Below are 17,115 nucleotides of genomic sequence, written 5' to 3'. Positions count from 1 at the left end.
GCTCGTAGCTTGATTAGCCGAATAAAAGTTGGAAAATGTGCCGCTTTTTTTGCTTATTCGGTGCTTTTTTTCCGTCAAAGACAAGTGGTTTACTAGATAAAGCCATTTCGGTTTCGTGATTTTTCCCCGTCTCCAGTACTTCAATTCGTTTAGCCATGCGATCAATTTGTTTGTTTAGCTCTTCAATTTCTTTGCGATGTTGTAGCAGCTGGTAAGAGGCTACACTATCAGCTTTATCATCGAGTCGTCTTTCTAACTCCTGAACGGTTGTCAGAAGCTTTTCTATGACATCGTGATGTTCAAGAGGTTGAACAGTTGGTTTGACTGCTCCTTTTCGACTCTTTTTCTTTCCCAACTCAACTTGTTGAAGCACTAAACCATCGTTTAACTGCTGTTGGATTTGTTTCAATTGCTGTATGTTTTCGTCCGTGAATAAATAGTGGCCATGTGAATTACGCTCAATCTTCATATTGCATGCTGTGACCCAACGTTGTACTGTACTTTGAGAAATTCCTAATTCATTTGCAACTGCGCCCGAATTTTTCATTAAAAATCCCTCCCTATGACTATACAATTCTTCTTTTATAATTGTTTTCCTTTCCAGATGACAAAACAAGTTCCAATTCGGCAAAGAAAGTGGATTTGCTACTTATTTTTTAGAAGATGTCGATTTTGCTTTGAAGAAAATTAACCTTAGGAAGGAGGAGTTTGAGTAATAAAAAGCGTATTGAACGATAGGATACACGATCAAGCAGTTTGAGTTACCAGACAAAAACAGGTATGTCAATCGATGAGTAAAGTTTGCTCAGAAAACTCAGCCCATAATAAACTGTGTGGTTATAATCTTGTCCTATATTGAGAATTCTGATAGTTGGCAAAGGAGGAGGTAGAAGCATGAGTGATGTGTACGTAATTGAAGGAGCACGAACGGCATTTACGAGTTTCGGAGGATCCTTTGCATCAGTTCTTGCAGCTGATTTAGGGGCAGCAACTGCGCGGGAGGCTTTAAGAAGAGCAAAAATAGCGGCAACAGATGTAGATCATGTCATTTATGGGAATGTGATTCATACTTCTACGAATGCATCCTATTTGGCGAGGCACATTGGCTTAAAGGCTGCTGTGCCCTATGAGGTTCCCGCATACACTGTGAATCGTTTATGTGGCTCAGGAGCACAGGCCATTGTATCGGCTGCCCAACATATATTATTAGGCGAGGCCCAAATCATCCTTGCTGGGGGTGCAGAAAATATGTCAATGTCCCCTTATGCAAATTTTACTGCCCGTTTTGGCGGCTCTGAATTTGGCTCGCTTGTTTTGGATGATATGCTGAAATGTACATTAACGGATGAGTATGCAGGTAGTGGAATGGGCATGACGGCAGAGAAATTGGCATCCATCTACTCGATTTCCCGAGAAGAACAAGATTCGTTCGCTTTGTTAAGTCAAAAACGTGCAGTGAAAGCGAGAGATACTGGTGTATTTGCGAAAGAAATTGTTCCTGTTGAAGTTCCACACCGAAAAGGCAACATGTCTGTTTCTGTGGATGAACATATAAAAGGGGATGTAACACCAGAGAAAATGGCGTCATTAACCCCGTCATTTAAAAAGGATGGAACCGTGACACCAGGAAACGCAAGTGGGATTAATGATGGCGCAGCTTCTGTTATTGTTGCTAGTAAAAGAGCAGTGGAGGAAAGAGGCTTATATCCACTAGCGAGAATAGTGTCATGGGGAGTAGCTGGTGTGGATCCATCCATTATGGGAATTGGCCCTGTGCCAGCAATCCATCAAGCGTTGGAAAAGGCTGGATTGACAATCGCGGAAATGGATGTAGTCGAAGTAAACGAAGCATTTGCTGCACAGTATTTGTCAGTTGAGAAGGAGCTTGGACTTGACCGTGATAAAACGAATGTCCATGGTGGAGCGATTGCATTAGGTCATCCAGTTGGTGCTAGTGGGGCACGCATTCTATTATTGCTAACGTATGAGCTTAAACGACGGGGTGGACGATTTGGAATTGCAAGTCTTTGTATTGGTGGTGGCCAAGGAATCGCTGTTGTTTTAGAAAACGTCTAAAGAATGTATATTTTACAGGCTCAAGTATTTAGAAACTAAAAAGGGGATTTTTTCTGGTTTTGGAGAAATGAATGTACTCGTTGACAGGAATCCCCTTAACAATGAGTTTTTGTTTCTAGCTAAAGCAGGCTAATTCTAGGGAATCAAATACAGGCAAGAAATATGTAGAGGAAACGGCCTCTCATATTTCTTGCCTGGCTTATGTTAGCCTTTAGTTAAGAAAAAGGCGCTTGTGTTGTTGTTCTTACCAGCCTCTCTCATACTGTACAGGTGGTGTGAGAGAGGCATTCAGTTCTTGTGCCGCTGTTCTGGGCCAGTACGGGTTTCTAAGTAGCTCCCGTGCAAGAAAAACTAAGTCTGCACGGTCATTTTGCAGGATTTCTTCTGCATGAATGCTAGATGTGATTAGGCCAACTGTGCCAGTCGCAATCTCTGCGCCGTGTTTAATGGTTTCACTGAATGGAACTTGATAACCTGGGAAGACATGAATGCGGGCAGGAGCCACCGCGCCAGAGCTTACGTCGATTAAATCTACGCCATCTTCTTTCATCCATTTGACAATTTCGATATACTGTTCTGGAGTCATGCCATCTTCTAAATAGTCATTAGCTGAAATTCGGATGAATAATGGTCCATCCCATACTTCTCTTACAGCGGCAATCGTCTCTTTAACGATCCGATAGCGATTTTCAGCAGAACCGCCGTATTCATCCGCTCGTTTGTTACTGATCGGTGAAAGAAATTGATTGAGCAAATAGCCGTGGGCACCGTGCAATTCAATCACTTCAAAGCCTGCTTTTTTGGCACGTTCAGCTCCTTTTTGAAAAGCGGCAACCGTTTCTTGAATCGTTTCTTTGGTCATTTCTTTTGGAGTTTGATAACGATCATTAAAGGCAATGGCAGAAGGAGCGATAATATCTTCTTTCAGCTCAGCTTTACGACCGGCATGAGCAATTTGTATGCCGGTTGTTGCTCCTTGTTCTTTGATGAGTGAGACTAGTTCCGATAGTCCTGATACATGCTCGTCACTCCAAATACCAAGATCATTCGGAGAGATTCTTCCCTGTTCCGTAACTGCTGTCGCTTCCACGATAATTAAGCCTACGCCGCCGACTGCACGACTTGTATAGTGGGTCTTATGCCAGTTTTGGACGATTCCGTCTTCATCTGGACAGGAATACATACACATTGGAGACATAACAATCCTGTTTTTCAACGTAATATTCTTGATTGCATAGGGAGAAAATAGCTTAGCACTCAATTTGTTCAACTCCTTGGATTATGTTATGGCTAGTATATCAACTTCATTTCGATTCTGCCAAAAATTTGATTATCTGTTAGAAATGAAGACTGGAAATCTCCTTTTTAATTTCTTTAGAAATTTCATCACCCATTCGTTTCGCTTGGTTGGTTGCTTCTTCAATACAAGCGATAAAAGCATTCTGCACATGGTGTTGTTCCAATACTTTTAGCCCTGCTTCTGTAGTGCCTCCAGGTGAGGTTACTTCTTTACGAAGCGTTTGAGGCGTTTTTGGTGATTGTTTAAGCATTTCTGCTGCCCCTTGAATCGTTTGGATAATCAACTGTTTGGCTGTAACAGGATCAAGGCCGATTTCTTGGGCAGACTTTTCCATTGCTTCTACAACGTAATATATATAGGCTGGGCCGCTCCCTGAAAGGCCAGTTACGGCGTTCAATTTGTGTTCCTCGACAACAGAGACTGTGCCAATGGTTGTGAAGAGATCAATGGCTGTTTGAAGCTGTGCATTTCCTGCTAATGAATTAGCGGCAAGAGCAGTAGCCGATAAGCCGACAGCAGCGGAGGTGTTTGGCATGGCCCGGACTATCGCCATTTTCTTTTCAATAATACCTTCAAGGCTTGCTAGATTAATACCTGCCGCTACGGAAATAAGTAGCATATTTTCCGTTAAATAGGGGCGGGCCGCTGTTAGAGCAGCAAGCACATCTTTAGGTTTCACCGCAAGAAATACGACATCTGCATCAGTTAGAGCCGCTTCAAGAGATGTGTGACCACAAACACCATACTGTTGTTGGATATAAGCTAACCGTTCTTGATTTGATTTATTGGCTACTTTAATTTGCCTAGGGTTGATACCTCCTCTTGCAATCATGCCTGATATAATCGCTTCTGCCATTGAACCGATGCCGATACATACGATATTGTTCATTTCATTCGCTCCTTTTTTGATCAATAAAAAAGCCTTTCATCCAATAAAGGACGAAAGACATGACTTCCGTGGTACCACCTTTGTTCATCTTTCTTTTGAAAGACGCAGCTCATAGTCCGTTATCGCCGGACGGACGTCAGGTTTGCCTGATGGCTCATAAGGAAGGTTCGATAAACAGCGGGTGGTGAAGCCTTGCAGCCTGTTGAGCTTCACTCTCTTGCACCATTTTTTATGTACTAGCCTTATTCACAGCCTACTATTTGTGGGATTTGTATGGGATGTAGCTGTTCTGTATCCCTTTAATAGGATACAGTTGATTTCTAATTATAAATTATGATGGAAGTTTCAACTTGTTGTCAAGAACTATGTCGATAATCTGATGAATCGTTATGGAAAAATCATGACAATTCTAGCATGTAGTTGTAAACTATAGACTACATCTTATTAAAAAAAACGATTCTTATTGAAATCTTACATATGATTTTTTATTTTATACTAAAGGTGGTATCCACATGACAAGATTAGACACGGAAATTAAAAAACTATCGATCCCGACTCCTTATGCTGTTGGCGATGTAAATGTTTATGTGATAAAGGGGGAGGCGCTTACACTTGTGGATGCAGGACCGAGAACTCATGAGGGAAAAGAGGTTTTAGAAAAAAGTCTTCGTGATTTAGGGCTCTTGATAAGTGATTTTGATCAAATCGTGCTCACACATCATCACCCTGATCATGCTGGAGGCATTGATTTTTTTCCTGAACAGGCAATCGTATTTGGACATGCTTACAATCAAAGATGGCTTGAACTGACAGCGGAATTCAGAGCGGAACTTGATCAATTTTACCTAAATATCGGAAAAGAATTGGGTGTTCCAGAAGAAAAGGCCGCTTCGATGAATAATTATCGCGGTTCAGGAGGGTATATCAGTAAGCGCACAGTACAGTCGTATTTGAAAGAAGGAGATGAAATTCCTGGTCTTTTTGGCTGGCAAGTGATTGAAACACCAGGGCATGCCCAAAGTCACATTTCGCTTTTTCGGGAAAGGGATGGGGTGATGATTGGCGGGGATCATCTGCTGAACAAAATCTCACCAAATCCGATATTGGAACCGCCATTTTCGCCTGCTGAAAGCCGTCCCGAGCCTCTAAATCAATACAATAACTCACTTAGAAAATGGCTGGAGGTTCCCATTTCACTCACTCTTACAGGACATGGTGGGGACATTTCCGAAACGCGTAAATTGATTAGGCATAATCTAGCTCGGCAGCATGGGCGTGCTATGCGAGTTAAACAAATGCTTGAAGCTAAGTCTCAAACAGGGTTTGAGATTTGTAAACAGCTTTTCCCGAAAGTATATCACAGAGAGCTTGGCTTAACGATTTCTGAAACAGTCGGTCAGCTTGACTATTTAGAGGGTTTAGGCGAAATTAAAAAGGAAGATCAAAATGGGATTTATATGTATTCAGTACATAGCTAAAAAAAGAGAGGTGGACAATGAGTAGATTACATAACAAATGCGTCGTCATTACAGGTGCTTCTGGTGGAATTGGTAAAGAAATTGCGAAGAAGGCAGCAGAACAGGGAGCTCGTGTCGTTTTGCTTGCACGAAATACGGATAAATTAGAGGAGTTAAGGAACGAGCTAAACAACCAGTATGGCGATGTAGCTTATGCGTATACATTAGATGTTTCAGATATGAAAAAGATTGTTAATGTGTTTACAGATATTTATGCACATATTGGTGAAATCGATGTTCTCGTAAATAATGCCGGGTATGGCACATTTAAGGAAGTCGATGAGACAGATACCGAGGAAATCCAAGCCATGTTCCGTGTAAATGTAATCGGCTTGATGGCTTGTACGAAAATGGTCGTTCCTGCGATGAAAAGGCGGAAATCCGGTCATATCATCAATGTCGCTTCAATGGCAGGGAAGATTGCCACTCCGAAGTCTACCCTGTATTCTTCAACGAAGTTTGCCGTGATTGGCTATTCCAATGCGTTGCGTTTGGAATTAATGCGCGATGGAATTCGTGTCACAACCGTTAATCCAGGACCGATTCAAACAAACTTCTTCGACATTGCTGATGAAAGTGGAACATATGTGAAAAATATTGAAAAGTTCATACTCCAGCCAGCTTATGTAGCGGATAAAATCGTTGCAGCGATGCTTACGAAAAAACGCGAAATCAATTTACCACGCTTCATGAATGCAATTAGTAAGATGCATACACTTTTCCCCAATACCGTTGAAACGCTTGGAAAAAATGCGTTTTTTAAAAAATAATGGCTGTAATTTGGTAAGACCAGTTTGAGTATTCGCTGGTCTTATCATCTTTCTTCACTTCATTTTTTGGTACAAACCCTCCATTTTAGTAATCACTTACTTTTCAAGATTATTTGTAAGCGTTTTCTTTGCGGCGATAAAATAATTCATATATACCTTTGGTACATGCATAACATAATTGAGGAGGGATTATTTATGGCAGATAACGTGAAAATTGGTCTTATTCAAGCTTCGAATGATGTGGATGGAAATCAACCTGTGGAAGTCCACAAGCAACAGGCAATTGAAAAGCATATGAAGCTTGTTAGAGAAGCAAAAGAAAAGGGTGCACAAATAATCTGTTTACAAGAGATTTTTTATGGACCTTATTTTTGCTCAGAGCAAAATACAAAATGGTATGATGCAGCGGAAGAAATACCGAACGGCCCGACAACAAAATTGTTTCAGGAGCTAGCAAAAGAACTATCTGTAGTGATTGTTTTACCAATCTATGAGAGGGAAGGGATTGCAACATACTATAATACGGCAGCCGTCATTGATGCAGATGGATCGTATTTAGGAAAATATCGAAAACAACATATCCCACATGTAGGAGTAGGAGACGACGGCTATGGGTTCTGGGAAAAATTCTATTTTAAACCAGGTAATTTAGGATATCCGGTGTTTGACACCGCCTTTGCAAAAGTAGGGGTTTACATTTGCTATGATCGTCATTTTCCAGAGGGTGCGAGAATACTAGGATTAAAAGGTGCGGAGATTGTGTTAAATCCATCTGCAACAGTAGCTGGACTTTCTGAATACTTATGGAAACTTGAACAACCTGCACATGCTGTAGCGAATGGATACTATCTTGGAGCCATTAATAGGGTAGGAACAGAAGGCCCTTGGAATATGGGGGAATTTTACGGACAATCCTATCTTGTTGACCCAAGAGGGAACTTTGTAGCAATGGGAAGTCGTGATCGTGATGAAGTAATCATTGGGGAAATGAATAAAAAAATGATTAGAGAAGTTCGTGATACATGGCAATTTTACCGGGATCGAAGACCGGAAACGTATCAAGAAATGTCTGAGTTATTACCTTAATAAATTAATTTTCAAACGAATAACGAAAGGGTCAGACCCACAGCTACTTTATATCGTTTATATGAATTGTAAATGACACAATAATCGGCATATAGAGTGTGAGGTCAGACTCTAATGTGTAGTATGGCCCTTTGCAGCTATTAAGGATCGTCTCTCAAGGAGGTTTTTATAGTGAGTAACGTAAATCAAGCAAGAATCTCAGTTGAAGATTTAAGCGGGAATTTCCAAGAAGTTCATCCGGGGTTAACGAATCAGGAAGCAATGGAAGAATCGAACCGTTGTCTCTATTGTTACGATGCTCCATGTATCACTGCTTGTCCAACTGGAATTGATATTCCGACATTCATTAAAAAAATTGCGTCAGGGAATGTGTTAGGGTCGGCCAAAACGATTATGACGGCGAATCCGATTGGGGCAAGCTGTGCCCGTGTATGTCCGACTGAAGAATTATGTGAAGGTGCTTGTGTACTAAACCATTCGACCAAACCAATCATGATCGGCAACTTACAGCGCTATGCAACAGACTGGGCCATACAACATGAACAGATTTTGTTCCAACCAGGGAAGAAGAACGGTAAAACAGTCGCCATTATTGGAGGAGGTCCAGCTGGCTTGGCTTGTGCCCGCGAACTTGGACGATTAGGCTATGAAGTGACTATTTTTGAAGCAGAAGAAAAAGCGGGTGGATTAAACACCTATGGCATTGTTTCATTCAGACTCCCTAAAGAAATCTCTTATTGGGAAGTGAAGCAAGTAGAAAGCTTACATGTGAGAATTCGTACAAATACACGAGTAGGTAAAGATATTTCAGTAGAAGAAATTCTTGAAAATCACGACATTATCATTCTAGCAATTGGCATGTCTAGTGTTCCAGATATAGGGGTTAGCGGAGAAGATTTAAATGGTGTATATGATGCGATTGAATTTGTGAAGGAAACGAAAACAAAGCCTATTTCAAATCAATTTCTCGGCAAGCGAGTCGTTGTGATCGGAGCAGGCAATACAGCGATTGATGGAGCAACTTGTTCCGTTCGTCTTGGAGCTGAAAATGTAAAAATTCTATACAGACGTACAATCGAAGAAATGACAGCGTACGAGTTTGAATATGAATTTGCGAAACAAGATGGGGTTGAATTTAGATGGCTTACTGCTCCAAAACGGATCATCGGCGACGGGCAAGGGCGTGTAAAGGGAATCGAATGTATAAAGATGGAATTAGGTGAACCTGGAGAAGATGGCCGCCGCCGTCCAGTTCCAATTGAGGGTTCTGAATTCACACTTGAAGTAGATGCAGTCATCAAAGCAATTGGACAATCAAGATATGTAGACCTAATTGAGGAATTTGCGTTAGAGCATAATGGTGGCGTAGTGAAAATTAATCCAAACACCTTTCAAACATCCAATGAGAAGGTGTTTGCATGTGGGGATGTGATTTTTGGAAAAGGGCAAGGCGAGGCAATGGTTGTCTCAGCTGCACAGCAAGGAAAAGAAACAGCTTATGCTATTCATAAATTGTTTCATTCCGTCTCAGAAACAGCATAAGTAAAAACACACCTTACTAATAAGGGAGGTAAAATCATGGCTGATTTATCTATTAATTTAGCAGGTATTGAATCCCCCAATCCATTTTGGTTAGCCTCTGCTCCTCCAACAAATTCAGGCTATCAAGTTCAACGTGCATTTGAAGCAGGTTGGGGAGGAGCCGTTTGGAAGACATTGGGTGACCCTATATTAAATGTTACATCGCGTTTTGCAGCAGTTAGCTTCAATGGCCAAAAAGTAGCGGGGTTTAACAATATCGAATTAATCACCGATCGACCGCTGGAAGTAAACTTAAAGGAAATTTATGAAACAAAAAAGCGGTTTCCTAATCATACAATCATCGCATCACTGATGGTGGAGCCTAACCAAGAACAGTGGCATGAAATTGTCAAAAGAGTAGAAGACGTCGGGGTAGATGGTTTAGAACTCAACTTTGGTTGTCCACATGGTATGGCTGAAAGAGGGATGGGTTCTGCTTCAGGTCAGGTGCCAGAACTAGTGGAAAAACAAACGTATTGGGCAAAGGAGGCTGCAAAAACGCCTGTAATCGTTAAGCTGACACCTAATATAACAGATATTACGGTTACAGCTGAAGCGGCCGTAAAAGGTGGTGCTGATGCGATTAGCATGATCAATACGATTAACAGTTTAGCAGGGGTAGATATTGATTCTTGGAATACGATACCCCATGTCGGTGGGAAAGGGGCTCATGGTGGCTATTGTGGACCTGCTGTCAAACCAATTGCCCTTCATATGGTTGGCGAATGTGCGAGAAATCCTCGAATCAATATCCCGATATCTGGAATAGGTGGCATATCTAACTGGAAAAATGCGGTTGAATTCCTGTTAATGGGTGCAACGGGCGTGCAAGTTTGTACAGCGGCTATGCACCATGGTTTTAGAATTGTCGAGGATATGATTGAAGGATTGGATCATTACTTAGATGAAAAAGGAATCGCCTCTGTCATGGAATTAGTCGGAAAATCTGCGGCGAGATATTCAGATTGGGGCAATTTAGATCTCAATTATAAAGTTGTTGCCAAAATTAACAATGATGTCTGTATTCATTGTAATAAATGCCATATAGCCTGTGAAGATACGTCACATCAATGTATTGATATGTTGAAAGACCCATCGGGAACTAGCATTTTAAAAGTCAGAGAAGAGGACTGCGTAGGCTGTAATTTATGCTCCATCGTATGCCCAGTGGATGGTGCCATTGACATGATTGAAATCCCTAGTGGACTTCCGCCCATGACATGGAATGAACGCGAAGCAGCGCTCGGAGCAGCTTCATGTGAATCAACCAAATGAATAAATCTGAATATTCGTGATTATTTTAAAGGTGGAGGATAAATATGAAAAAATTGATAAAAAACGGTACGATTGTCACCGCAACGGATACGTATCATGCAGATCTATTGATTGAAAATGGAGTGATTAGCCAAATTGGCAAGCAGATTTCCCTTGACGGGGCAGAGGTTATTGATGCAAAAGGCTGTTATGTCTTGCCTGGTGGCGTTGATCCACATACTCACTTGGAAATGCCGTTTGGGGGGACGGTAACAAAAGATGATTTTGAAACGGGTACAATTGCAGCAGCCTTTGGTGGTACAACAACAGTCATTGACTTTTGTTTAACCAATAAAGGTGAAACATTAAAAAGCGCCATCGAGACATGGCATGCAAAATCAAATGAAAAAGCGGTCATTGATTACGGATTCCACCTGCAGATTGTTGAAATGAATGATGCTGTGTTACATGAACTTCCTAAAGTGATTGAACAGGAGGGAATCACGTCTTTTAAAGTATTTATGGCATATAAAAATGTGCTGCAAGCCGATGACGAAACACTTTTCCGAACACTTCTTTCAGCAAAAGAATTTGGAGCGCTCGTCATGGTCCATGCAGAAAATGGCGATGTCATTGATTATTTAGTGAAAAAAGCATTAGAACAAGGGAACACTGATCCAATCTACCATGCGTTAACAAGACCTCCTGAAGCGGAAGGGGAAGCGACAGGAAGAGCAGCAACCTTAACAGGACTAGCAAACTCTCAACTTTATGTTGTCCATGTGTCTTGTGCAGATTCAGCTAGAAAAATTGCTGAAGCAAGAAATAATGGCATCGATATTTGGGGTGAAACTTGTCCGCAGTATTTAGTGTTAGATCAGTCTGATTTAGAAAGACCGAATTTCGAAGGAGCAAAGTATGTGTGGTCCCCGCCCTTACGTGAGAAATGGAACCAAGATGTGTTATGGAATGCTCTAAAAACCGGGCAACTGCAAACGGTAGGTTCCGATCAATGCTCGTTTGACTTCAATGGACAAAAAGATCTCGGAAAAGGTGATTTTTCAAAAATCCCGAACGGGGGACCTATTATCGAGGATCGGGTTAGTCTCCTATTCTCTGAAGGGGTAAAAAAGGGCAGAATTACACTCAATCAGTTTGTAGACCTTATTTCAACAAGAGCAGCCAAATTATTTGGCTTATATCCAAGAAAAGGAACCATTGCTGTTGGGGGTGATGCGGACATTGTCATCTTTGATCCAACAGTTGAGAGGACGATTTCAGCTGAAACACATCATATGGCTGTAGATTACAATGCATTTGAAGGAATGCAAGTCATAGGAGAACCAGTTTCCGTCTTATCACGAGGCGAATTTGTTATCCGAGATAAGAAATTTGTCGGGCAATTAGGAGCTGGACAGTATTTAAAACGAGAGAAATATGGTGCAAACAATCAATCAGTAACAACAAATCTAGTTTAACTTTCCGTTGATAACAATGTTTAAATTAGCGAAGCTCGGTTCCCTTTTCCGTTCTAAAAAAATGAAACAAATTGAGTTAGTGGAGGCACAAATATTTAGTGGCCTCTCCTTGCTTTCTGCGAAAGAGGGGCGGGGCTTCGCAAAATCCGTTCCGCACTGCCACCTTCATAAGGTGATACAATTTTTAGAACCTGAACCTTTTTCAACGTTTTAGTTTCAGAGCAGACGCTCATGGATTTTTTTCTCAAAAAATAGCTAACGTGTCAAATGTGATAATGCCCAGAGGATTATAAAAACAACGAAGAAAAGGGGTGCTTCAATGAAAAAGAGTGGGAATTATCTCAAGTCTCCAGATTTACTGCCAATTTCGCATAGTGATAGAAAGATAGGGACTAAAGGTTTTGCGGTTATATGGGTGGGGATGGCTGTTGTATTAGCCGCATTTGCTATTGGGGGTGCGGGTGTACAAAGTTTACCGCTAGGATGGGTGATTGTTGCGACGATTATAGGGTCTGTTGCGATTGGGATATTCATGACTATTATTGGTGATATCGGCATTGAACACGGTCTTTCCTTTCCTGTGTATATGAGGGCGCCATTTGGAACAATAGGCACACATATCCCTTCCTTAGTACGTGGTGTAACCGCTGCTTGTTGGTTCGGTATCAATACGTTTTTCGGAGCAACTGCCATGAATGGAATCTTAAATATCCTCTTTGATTTTGATAATTGGTTTGTTTGCTTCCTGATATTTGCAGCCGTTCAATTAGTAAATACAGCTCTTGGAATCAAGGCAATTGAGCGATTTGCCGATTTGGCAGCGCCAATCATTATTATTATTTCTGCCTGGATGTACACTTCCCTTTCTGATAAAGCAATGGAGCAAGGAAGAGAAATCTGGTCATGGGTGGAAAGTCCTGTTGTGGGCGGAGCCGCTATAACCGCTTTTATGGTCGTAGTTATGAGTAATATGGGCTTTTGGGCAACGTTGGCAGCGGATATGCCTTCTTTATCCAGATTTTTTAAAGCGCCAAAAAACGAACGGAACTGGTTTAAACGAAATAAATCGCAAATTGTAGGAAGCATTATTGTCATGCCGATTGTCAACACATTTATGATCATTATCGGGGCCGTTTCTTACATTGCTGTATCTAATTTTAATCCTGTTGCTGCCCTTCAAGAAGCGGCAAGTGGCTTTATCTTAGGAATTCTTTTATTGATGATTGTGTTTGCCCAATGGTCTACGAATACGTCTGCCAATGTAGTCCCAGCTGCTACTATTTTTTCCAATATTGGTGGTCCAAAGGTGCCGTTTTGGGCAGGGGTTATTATAGCGGGTATCATTGGGATCGTTGTCCAACCGTGGAGTTTATTTGATGTCATTATCCCAGCTCTCCTTGTTATTGGGGGAATCTTGTCTGCGATTGTCGGTATTTTATTTACGGACTATTATGTGCTTCGTAAGAGACGAGTAAATGTGCATGAGCTCTATGAAGATCATGGCCAATTTAAATACATGAATGGATTTAACCTAGCTGGAATGATTGCGTGGGTCATTGGCGGTTTTGCTGCCTATTGGTTACCCGCCTATTCATTTCTCGTTGGCTTTGTAGTTGGTGCTGTTATTTACTATTTCTTAGCAAAATATTGGTGGTTTAAGAAATATCAACAAGCAGAAATTGCAGACCCAAGTGATGAAAAATATTTGGGTATCACGGTTGGGCGCGATTGGGTCATTGATACAGGGGAAGAAGCGGTTGTCGTTCCTGAAAGTGTCGATACACCATTGTAACAATTGATGGTCTTTGTCCTTCATTTTTGAATATAAATGTGATAAAGGAGAGAAAGCAATGTCCGAGTACCAGCAGTTTTTACAAGAGCGAGATCAAATCGATATCCTCCTACAAAAGGGATTCAAAATCAAGCATATTACGGAAAACTTGAGTGGTGCTTTTGTAGAATTTGAAAAAAGGGAAAATCATGACGGGGAAAGTGATAATGAAACATTACACATTACAACACCTGAAGCACGTAAATATTTTTCAATTATTATGATAAAACAACAAACAGAAGAAGCCTAAGCTGTTTTCTAATGAATAAGACGTGGTTGTCTAAAAAGGGTCTGACCTCACACTCTAAGCACAAAATATTGTGTCATTTATACGTCAGATAAACAATATATCGTAGATGTAGGGTCTGCCCCTTTCGTGGGGACAGCTCCGCTATTTATGAATTTGGAAAGTGAACATATTCTTTTCTTGCACATACCGGTTTTAAAAAACAAATGAAAGGAAGGCTGCTTATTCATGACAGAAATCAAAAAAGAAACAATAGTTTTAAAAAATTATATTAATGGAGAATGGGTAGAGGCAAGAAGTACGGAAACAGCTGTTGTACCAAACCCAGCGACTGGAGAAACATTAGTAAGAGTTCCTATTTCCTCAAAAGAAGATGTCGATCAAGCGGTACGTGCTGCTGATGAAGCATTTAAGACTTGGAAAAATACGCCTGTACCAAAACGGGCGAGAATTTTATATAAATATCATTATCTTTTAACAGAGAATCATGAAAAACTAGCCAGACTTGTTGTGGAAGAGAACGGAAAAGCATACAAGGAAGCGTATGGTGAAGTGCAAAGAGGGATTGAATGTGTAGAATTTGCAGCAGGTGCTCCAACCTTAATGATGGGGGAAACGTTATCCAATATTGCTGAAGAGATTGATTCAGAGATGTTCCGATATCCGCTTGGTGTTGTTGGCGGAATAACACCGTTTAACTTTCCGATGATGGTTCCTACTTGGATGTTTCCATTGGCAATTGCCTGTGGGAACACATTTGTGCTGAAGCCTTCTGAACGTACGCCGATTTTGGCAAATGAGCTCGTTGAACTATTTACTCAAGCAGGAGCTCCAAAGGGAGTTTTAAATATCGTTCATGGTGGACACGACGTTGTAAATGGGCTATTAGAACATAAAGATATAAAAGCAATTTCGTTCGTTGGCTCCCAGCCAGTTGCTAAATATGTATATAAGCGGGCAGCGGCAAATGGAAAACGTGTTCAAGCTCTATCTGGTGCGAAAAATCATCATATTGTTATGCCAGACGCGAATATTGAAAAGGCGGTAGCGAATATTATCAGCTCTGCTTATGGCAGTGCAGGTCAGCGATGTATGGCTTGTAGTGCGGTCGTCGTTGTAGGAAACGGTGACGAGTTTGTTAATCTGCTAAAGCAGAAAGCAGATGAGTTAATGATCGGAAACGGGTTAGATGAAGAAGTATTACTAACACCAGTTATTAGAGACTCTCATCGTGAGAAGGCATTGCATTATATCAAAATAGGTTTAAAGGAAGGAGCATCTTTAGTCCGAGACGGTCGAAAAGAAATGGCTGAAATGGAGGAAGGAAATTTCTTAGGTCCGACTATATTTGACCATGTTACCCCCGAAATGACGATTGCAAAGGATGAAATCTTCGCACCCGTTCTCAGTTTATTACGGGCAAAGGATTTAGATGAGGGGCTTGAATACATTCGCAAGTCTCGCTATGGGAACGGTGCAACAATCTATACGAAAGATGCAAAAACCATTAGAAAATTTAGAGAAGAAGCAGATGCAGGCATGTTAGGGATTAATGTGGGTGTACCAGCCACGATGGCCTTTTTCCCGTTTTCCGGATGGAAGGATTCCTTTTATGGAGATCTGCATGTGAATGGAAAAGATGGTGTAAACTTTTATACGCAAAAAAAGATGATTACGTCTAGATATGACTATTAAATGTGAGAGGTGGAACAAAATGGCGAATATTAAGCAAAGTGAAGATATCCAAGCGCTGGATCAAGAATATGTTTGGCATGCAATGAAGCCCTATAGCCCTGACGCTACAATGGTTATTGAAAAAGCGGAAGGCTCTTGGATAACGGATCACACTGGCAAACGCTATTTAGATGCTATGTCGGGTTTATGGTGTGTAAATATTGGCTATGGAAGAACGGAACTCGCTGACGCTGCTTATGAACAGTTAAAAGAAATGGCTTATTTTCCACTTACTCAGAGTCATACTCCAGCCATTAAATTAGCAGAGAAGCTAAACGAAATGTTAGATGGCGAATATGTCATATTTTTTTCCAATAGCGGATCAGAAGCAAATGAAACGGCATTTAAATTAGCGAGACAGTATCATCAACAAAAAGGCGATCATGCTCGTTACAAATTTATTTCTAGGTATCGAGCCTATCATGGGAATTCAATGGGCTCGTTAGCGGCAACAGGTCAAGCGCAACGCAAATATAAATATGAACCGTTGGCTCCTGGATTCATCCATGTTGCACCGCCAGATTCATATCGTTCTAAAGACGATGCAGACTGTACACCTACAGAATTGGAGTCCGTGAAAGATATTGATCGCGTGATGACATGGGAGTTAAGCGAAACAATCGCTGGTGTTATCATGGAACCGATCATTACGGGGGGCGGCATTTTAGTCCCACCTGATGGCTATATGGCAGGAGTCAAAGAGGTTTGTGAAAAGCATGGCGCCTTACTAATTGTAGATGAGGTAATCTGCGGATTTGGTCGTACAGGGAAACCATTTGGCTTCATGAATTACGGCGTCCAACCGGATATTATTACAATGGCCAAAGGGATTACAAGTGCCTATCTCCCATTATCAGCGACTGCCGTGAAAAAGGAAATCTATGAGGCGTTTAAGGGCTCAGAAGAATACGATTATTTTCGCCATGTTAATACTTTTGGGGGGAATCCTGCAGCATGTGCTCTTGCCTTAAAGAACCTTGAAATGATGGATGATGAAAAATTATATGAAAGATCAAAAACATTAGGGGAGCGCCTGAAACAAAGCTTATCATCTCTTACAGAAGAACATCCATTTGTCGGCGATGTAAGAGGAAAAGGTCTGTTGGTAGGAATTGAACTTGTAAAAGATAAGGTAACGAAAGAACCACTAGAAATCGGGTTCGTCAATAAAGTTATTGCAGGCTGTAAACAAAAAGGACTCATTATCGGAAAAAATGGAGCCACGGTTGCTGGATATAACAATGTAATAACCCTAGCTCCACCATTAAACATTGCGGAAGAAGATTTAGAATTTATGATTAAAACGTTAATAGAAGAGTTGAAAGCGATTTAGAATGTCGCTCTTAGAAGGA

The 17,115-nt window shown here is 41.1% G+C and carries 14 protein-coding genes; 11 read left to right on the top strand and 3 right to left on the bottom strand.

The genetic code is table 11. The features are described 5' to 3' along the window. Positions 1–13: 13 nt before the first annotated feature. Positions 14–547 carry a MerR family transcriptional regulator gene (locus AC625_RS15220; RefSeq protein ID WP_049682046.1) on the bottom strand — a complete coding sequence of 178 codons (534 nt, stop codon included), beginning with the start codon at positions 545–547 and terminating at the stop codon, positions 14–16. A gap of 347 nt (positions 548–894) precedes the next feature. Here AC625_RS15220 and AC625_RS15215 point away from each other — a divergent pair, with 347 nt between their 5' ends. Then, the gene (locus tag AC625_RS15215) at positions 895–2,076 is read left to right on the top strand and encodes an acetyl-CoA C-acetyltransferase (RefSeq protein ID WP_049682045.1); all 1,182 of its coding nucleotides are present in this window, start codon (positions 895–897) and stop codon (positions 2,074–2,076) included. Positions 2,077–2,320: 244 nt separating this feature from the next. On the opposite strand, the gene namA is transcribed toward AC625_RS15215, so the two are convergent. Together namA and proC are read right to left on the bottom strand one after the other, a co-directional pair. Further along, complete coding sequence (gene namA / locus AC625_RS15210) at positions 2,321–3,337, bottom strand: NADPH dehydrogenase NamA (RefSeq protein ID WP_049682044.1); 1,017 nt, start codon at positions 3,335–3,337, stop codon at positions 2,321–2,323. Positions 3,338–3,413: 76 nt separating this feature from the next. After that, on the bottom strand, positions 3,414–4,265 hold the full coding sequence (gene proC / locus AC625_RS15205) for a pyrroline-5-carboxylate reductase (protein WP_049682043.1): 852 nt from the start codon (positions 4,263–4,265) through the stop codon (positions 3,414–3,416). A gap of 512 nt (positions 4,266–4,777) precedes the next feature. Between proC and AC625_RS15200 the strand changes: the two genes are divergently transcribed. The 10 genes from AC625_RS15200 (at position 4,778) to AC625_RS15155 (ending at position 17,096) form a co-directional block, all read left to right on the top strand. Continuing rightward, positions 4,778–5,743 (top strand): MBL fold metallo-hydrolase, encoded by a 966-nt coding sequence (locus AC625_RS15200; RefSeq protein WP_049682042.1) that lies wholly within the window; start codon positions 4,778–4,780, stop codon positions 5,741–5,743. Between the two features lie 17 nt (positions 5,744–5,760). Next, positions 5,761–6,552: an SDR family NAD(P)-dependent oxidoreductase gene (locus AC625_RS15195; protein WP_049682041.1), complete on the top strand. Its 792-nt coding sequence runs from the start codon at positions 5,761–5,763 to the stop codon at positions 6,550–6,552. 195 nt (positions 6,553–6,747) lie between these two features. Continuing rightward, a complete protein-coding gene (locus AC625_RS15190) occupies positions 6,748–7,638 on the top strand; it encodes a nitrilase-related carbon-nitrogen hydrolase (RefSeq protein WP_049682040.1) in 891 nt (296 codons plus the stop codon). Positions 7,639–7,809: 171 nt separating this feature from the next. Then, the gene (locus tag AC625_RS15185) at positions 7,810–9,180 is read left to right on the top strand and encodes an NAD(P)-dependent oxidoreductase (protein ID WP_049682039.1); all 1,371 of its coding nucleotides are present in this window, start codon (positions 7,810–7,812) and stop codon (positions 9,178–9,180) included. Positions 9,181–9,216: 36 nt separating this feature from the next. Beyond that, complete coding sequence (gene preA, locus AC625_RS15180; RefSeq protein ID WP_049682038.1) at positions 9,217–10,494, top strand: NAD-dependent dihydropyrimidine dehydrogenase subunit PreA; 1,278 nt, start codon at positions 9,217–9,219, stop codon at positions 10,492–10,494. A 44-nt stretch (positions 10,495–10,538) separates the two neighbouring features. Continuing rightward, on the top strand, positions 10,539–11,951 hold the full coding sequence (gene hydA / locus AC625_RS15175) for a dihydropyrimidinase (RefSeq protein ID WP_049682037.1): 1,413 nt from the start codon (positions 10,539–10,541) through the stop codon (positions 11,949–11,951). 319 nt (positions 11,952–12,270) lie between these two features. Next, on the top strand, positions 12,271–13,743 hold the full coding sequence (locus AC625_RS15170; protein WP_049682036.1) for an NCS1 family transporter: 1,473 nt from the start codon (positions 12,271–12,273) through the stop codon (positions 13,741–13,743). A 58-nt stretch (positions 13,744–13,801) separates the two neighbouring features. Then, positions 13,802–14,032 carry a hypothetical protein gene (locus AC625_RS15165; RefSeq protein ID WP_049682035.1) on the top strand — a complete coding sequence of 77 codons (231 nt, stop codon included), beginning with the start codon at positions 13,802–13,804 and terminating at the stop codon, positions 14,030–14,032. A gap of 225 nt (positions 14,033–14,257) precedes the next feature. Further along, positions 14,258–15,724 carry a CoA-acylating methylmalonate-semialdehyde dehydrogenase gene (locus AC625_RS15160; protein ID WP_049682034.1) on the top strand — a complete coding sequence of 489 codons (1,467 nt, stop codon included), beginning with the start codon at positions 14,258–14,260 and terminating at the stop codon, positions 15,722–15,724. 19 nt (positions 15,725–15,743) lie between these two features. Then, positions 15,744–17,096 (top strand): aspartate aminotransferase family protein, encoded by a 1,353-nt coding sequence (locus tag AC625_RS15155; RefSeq protein WP_049682033.1) that lies wholly within the window; start codon positions 15,744–15,746, stop codon positions 17,094–17,096. Positions 17,097–17,115 lie beyond the last annotated feature (19 nt).

It is taken from the genome of Peribacillus loiseleuriae (assembly GCF_001183985.1).
In the GTDB taxonomy this organism is placed as follows: Bacteria; Bacillota; Bacilli; order Bacillales; family DSM-1321; genus Peribacillus; species Peribacillus loiseleuriae.
The sequence above is the reverse complement of the archived record's forward strand: the minus strand, read 5'-3'. Positions and strand labels throughout refer to the sequence as shown.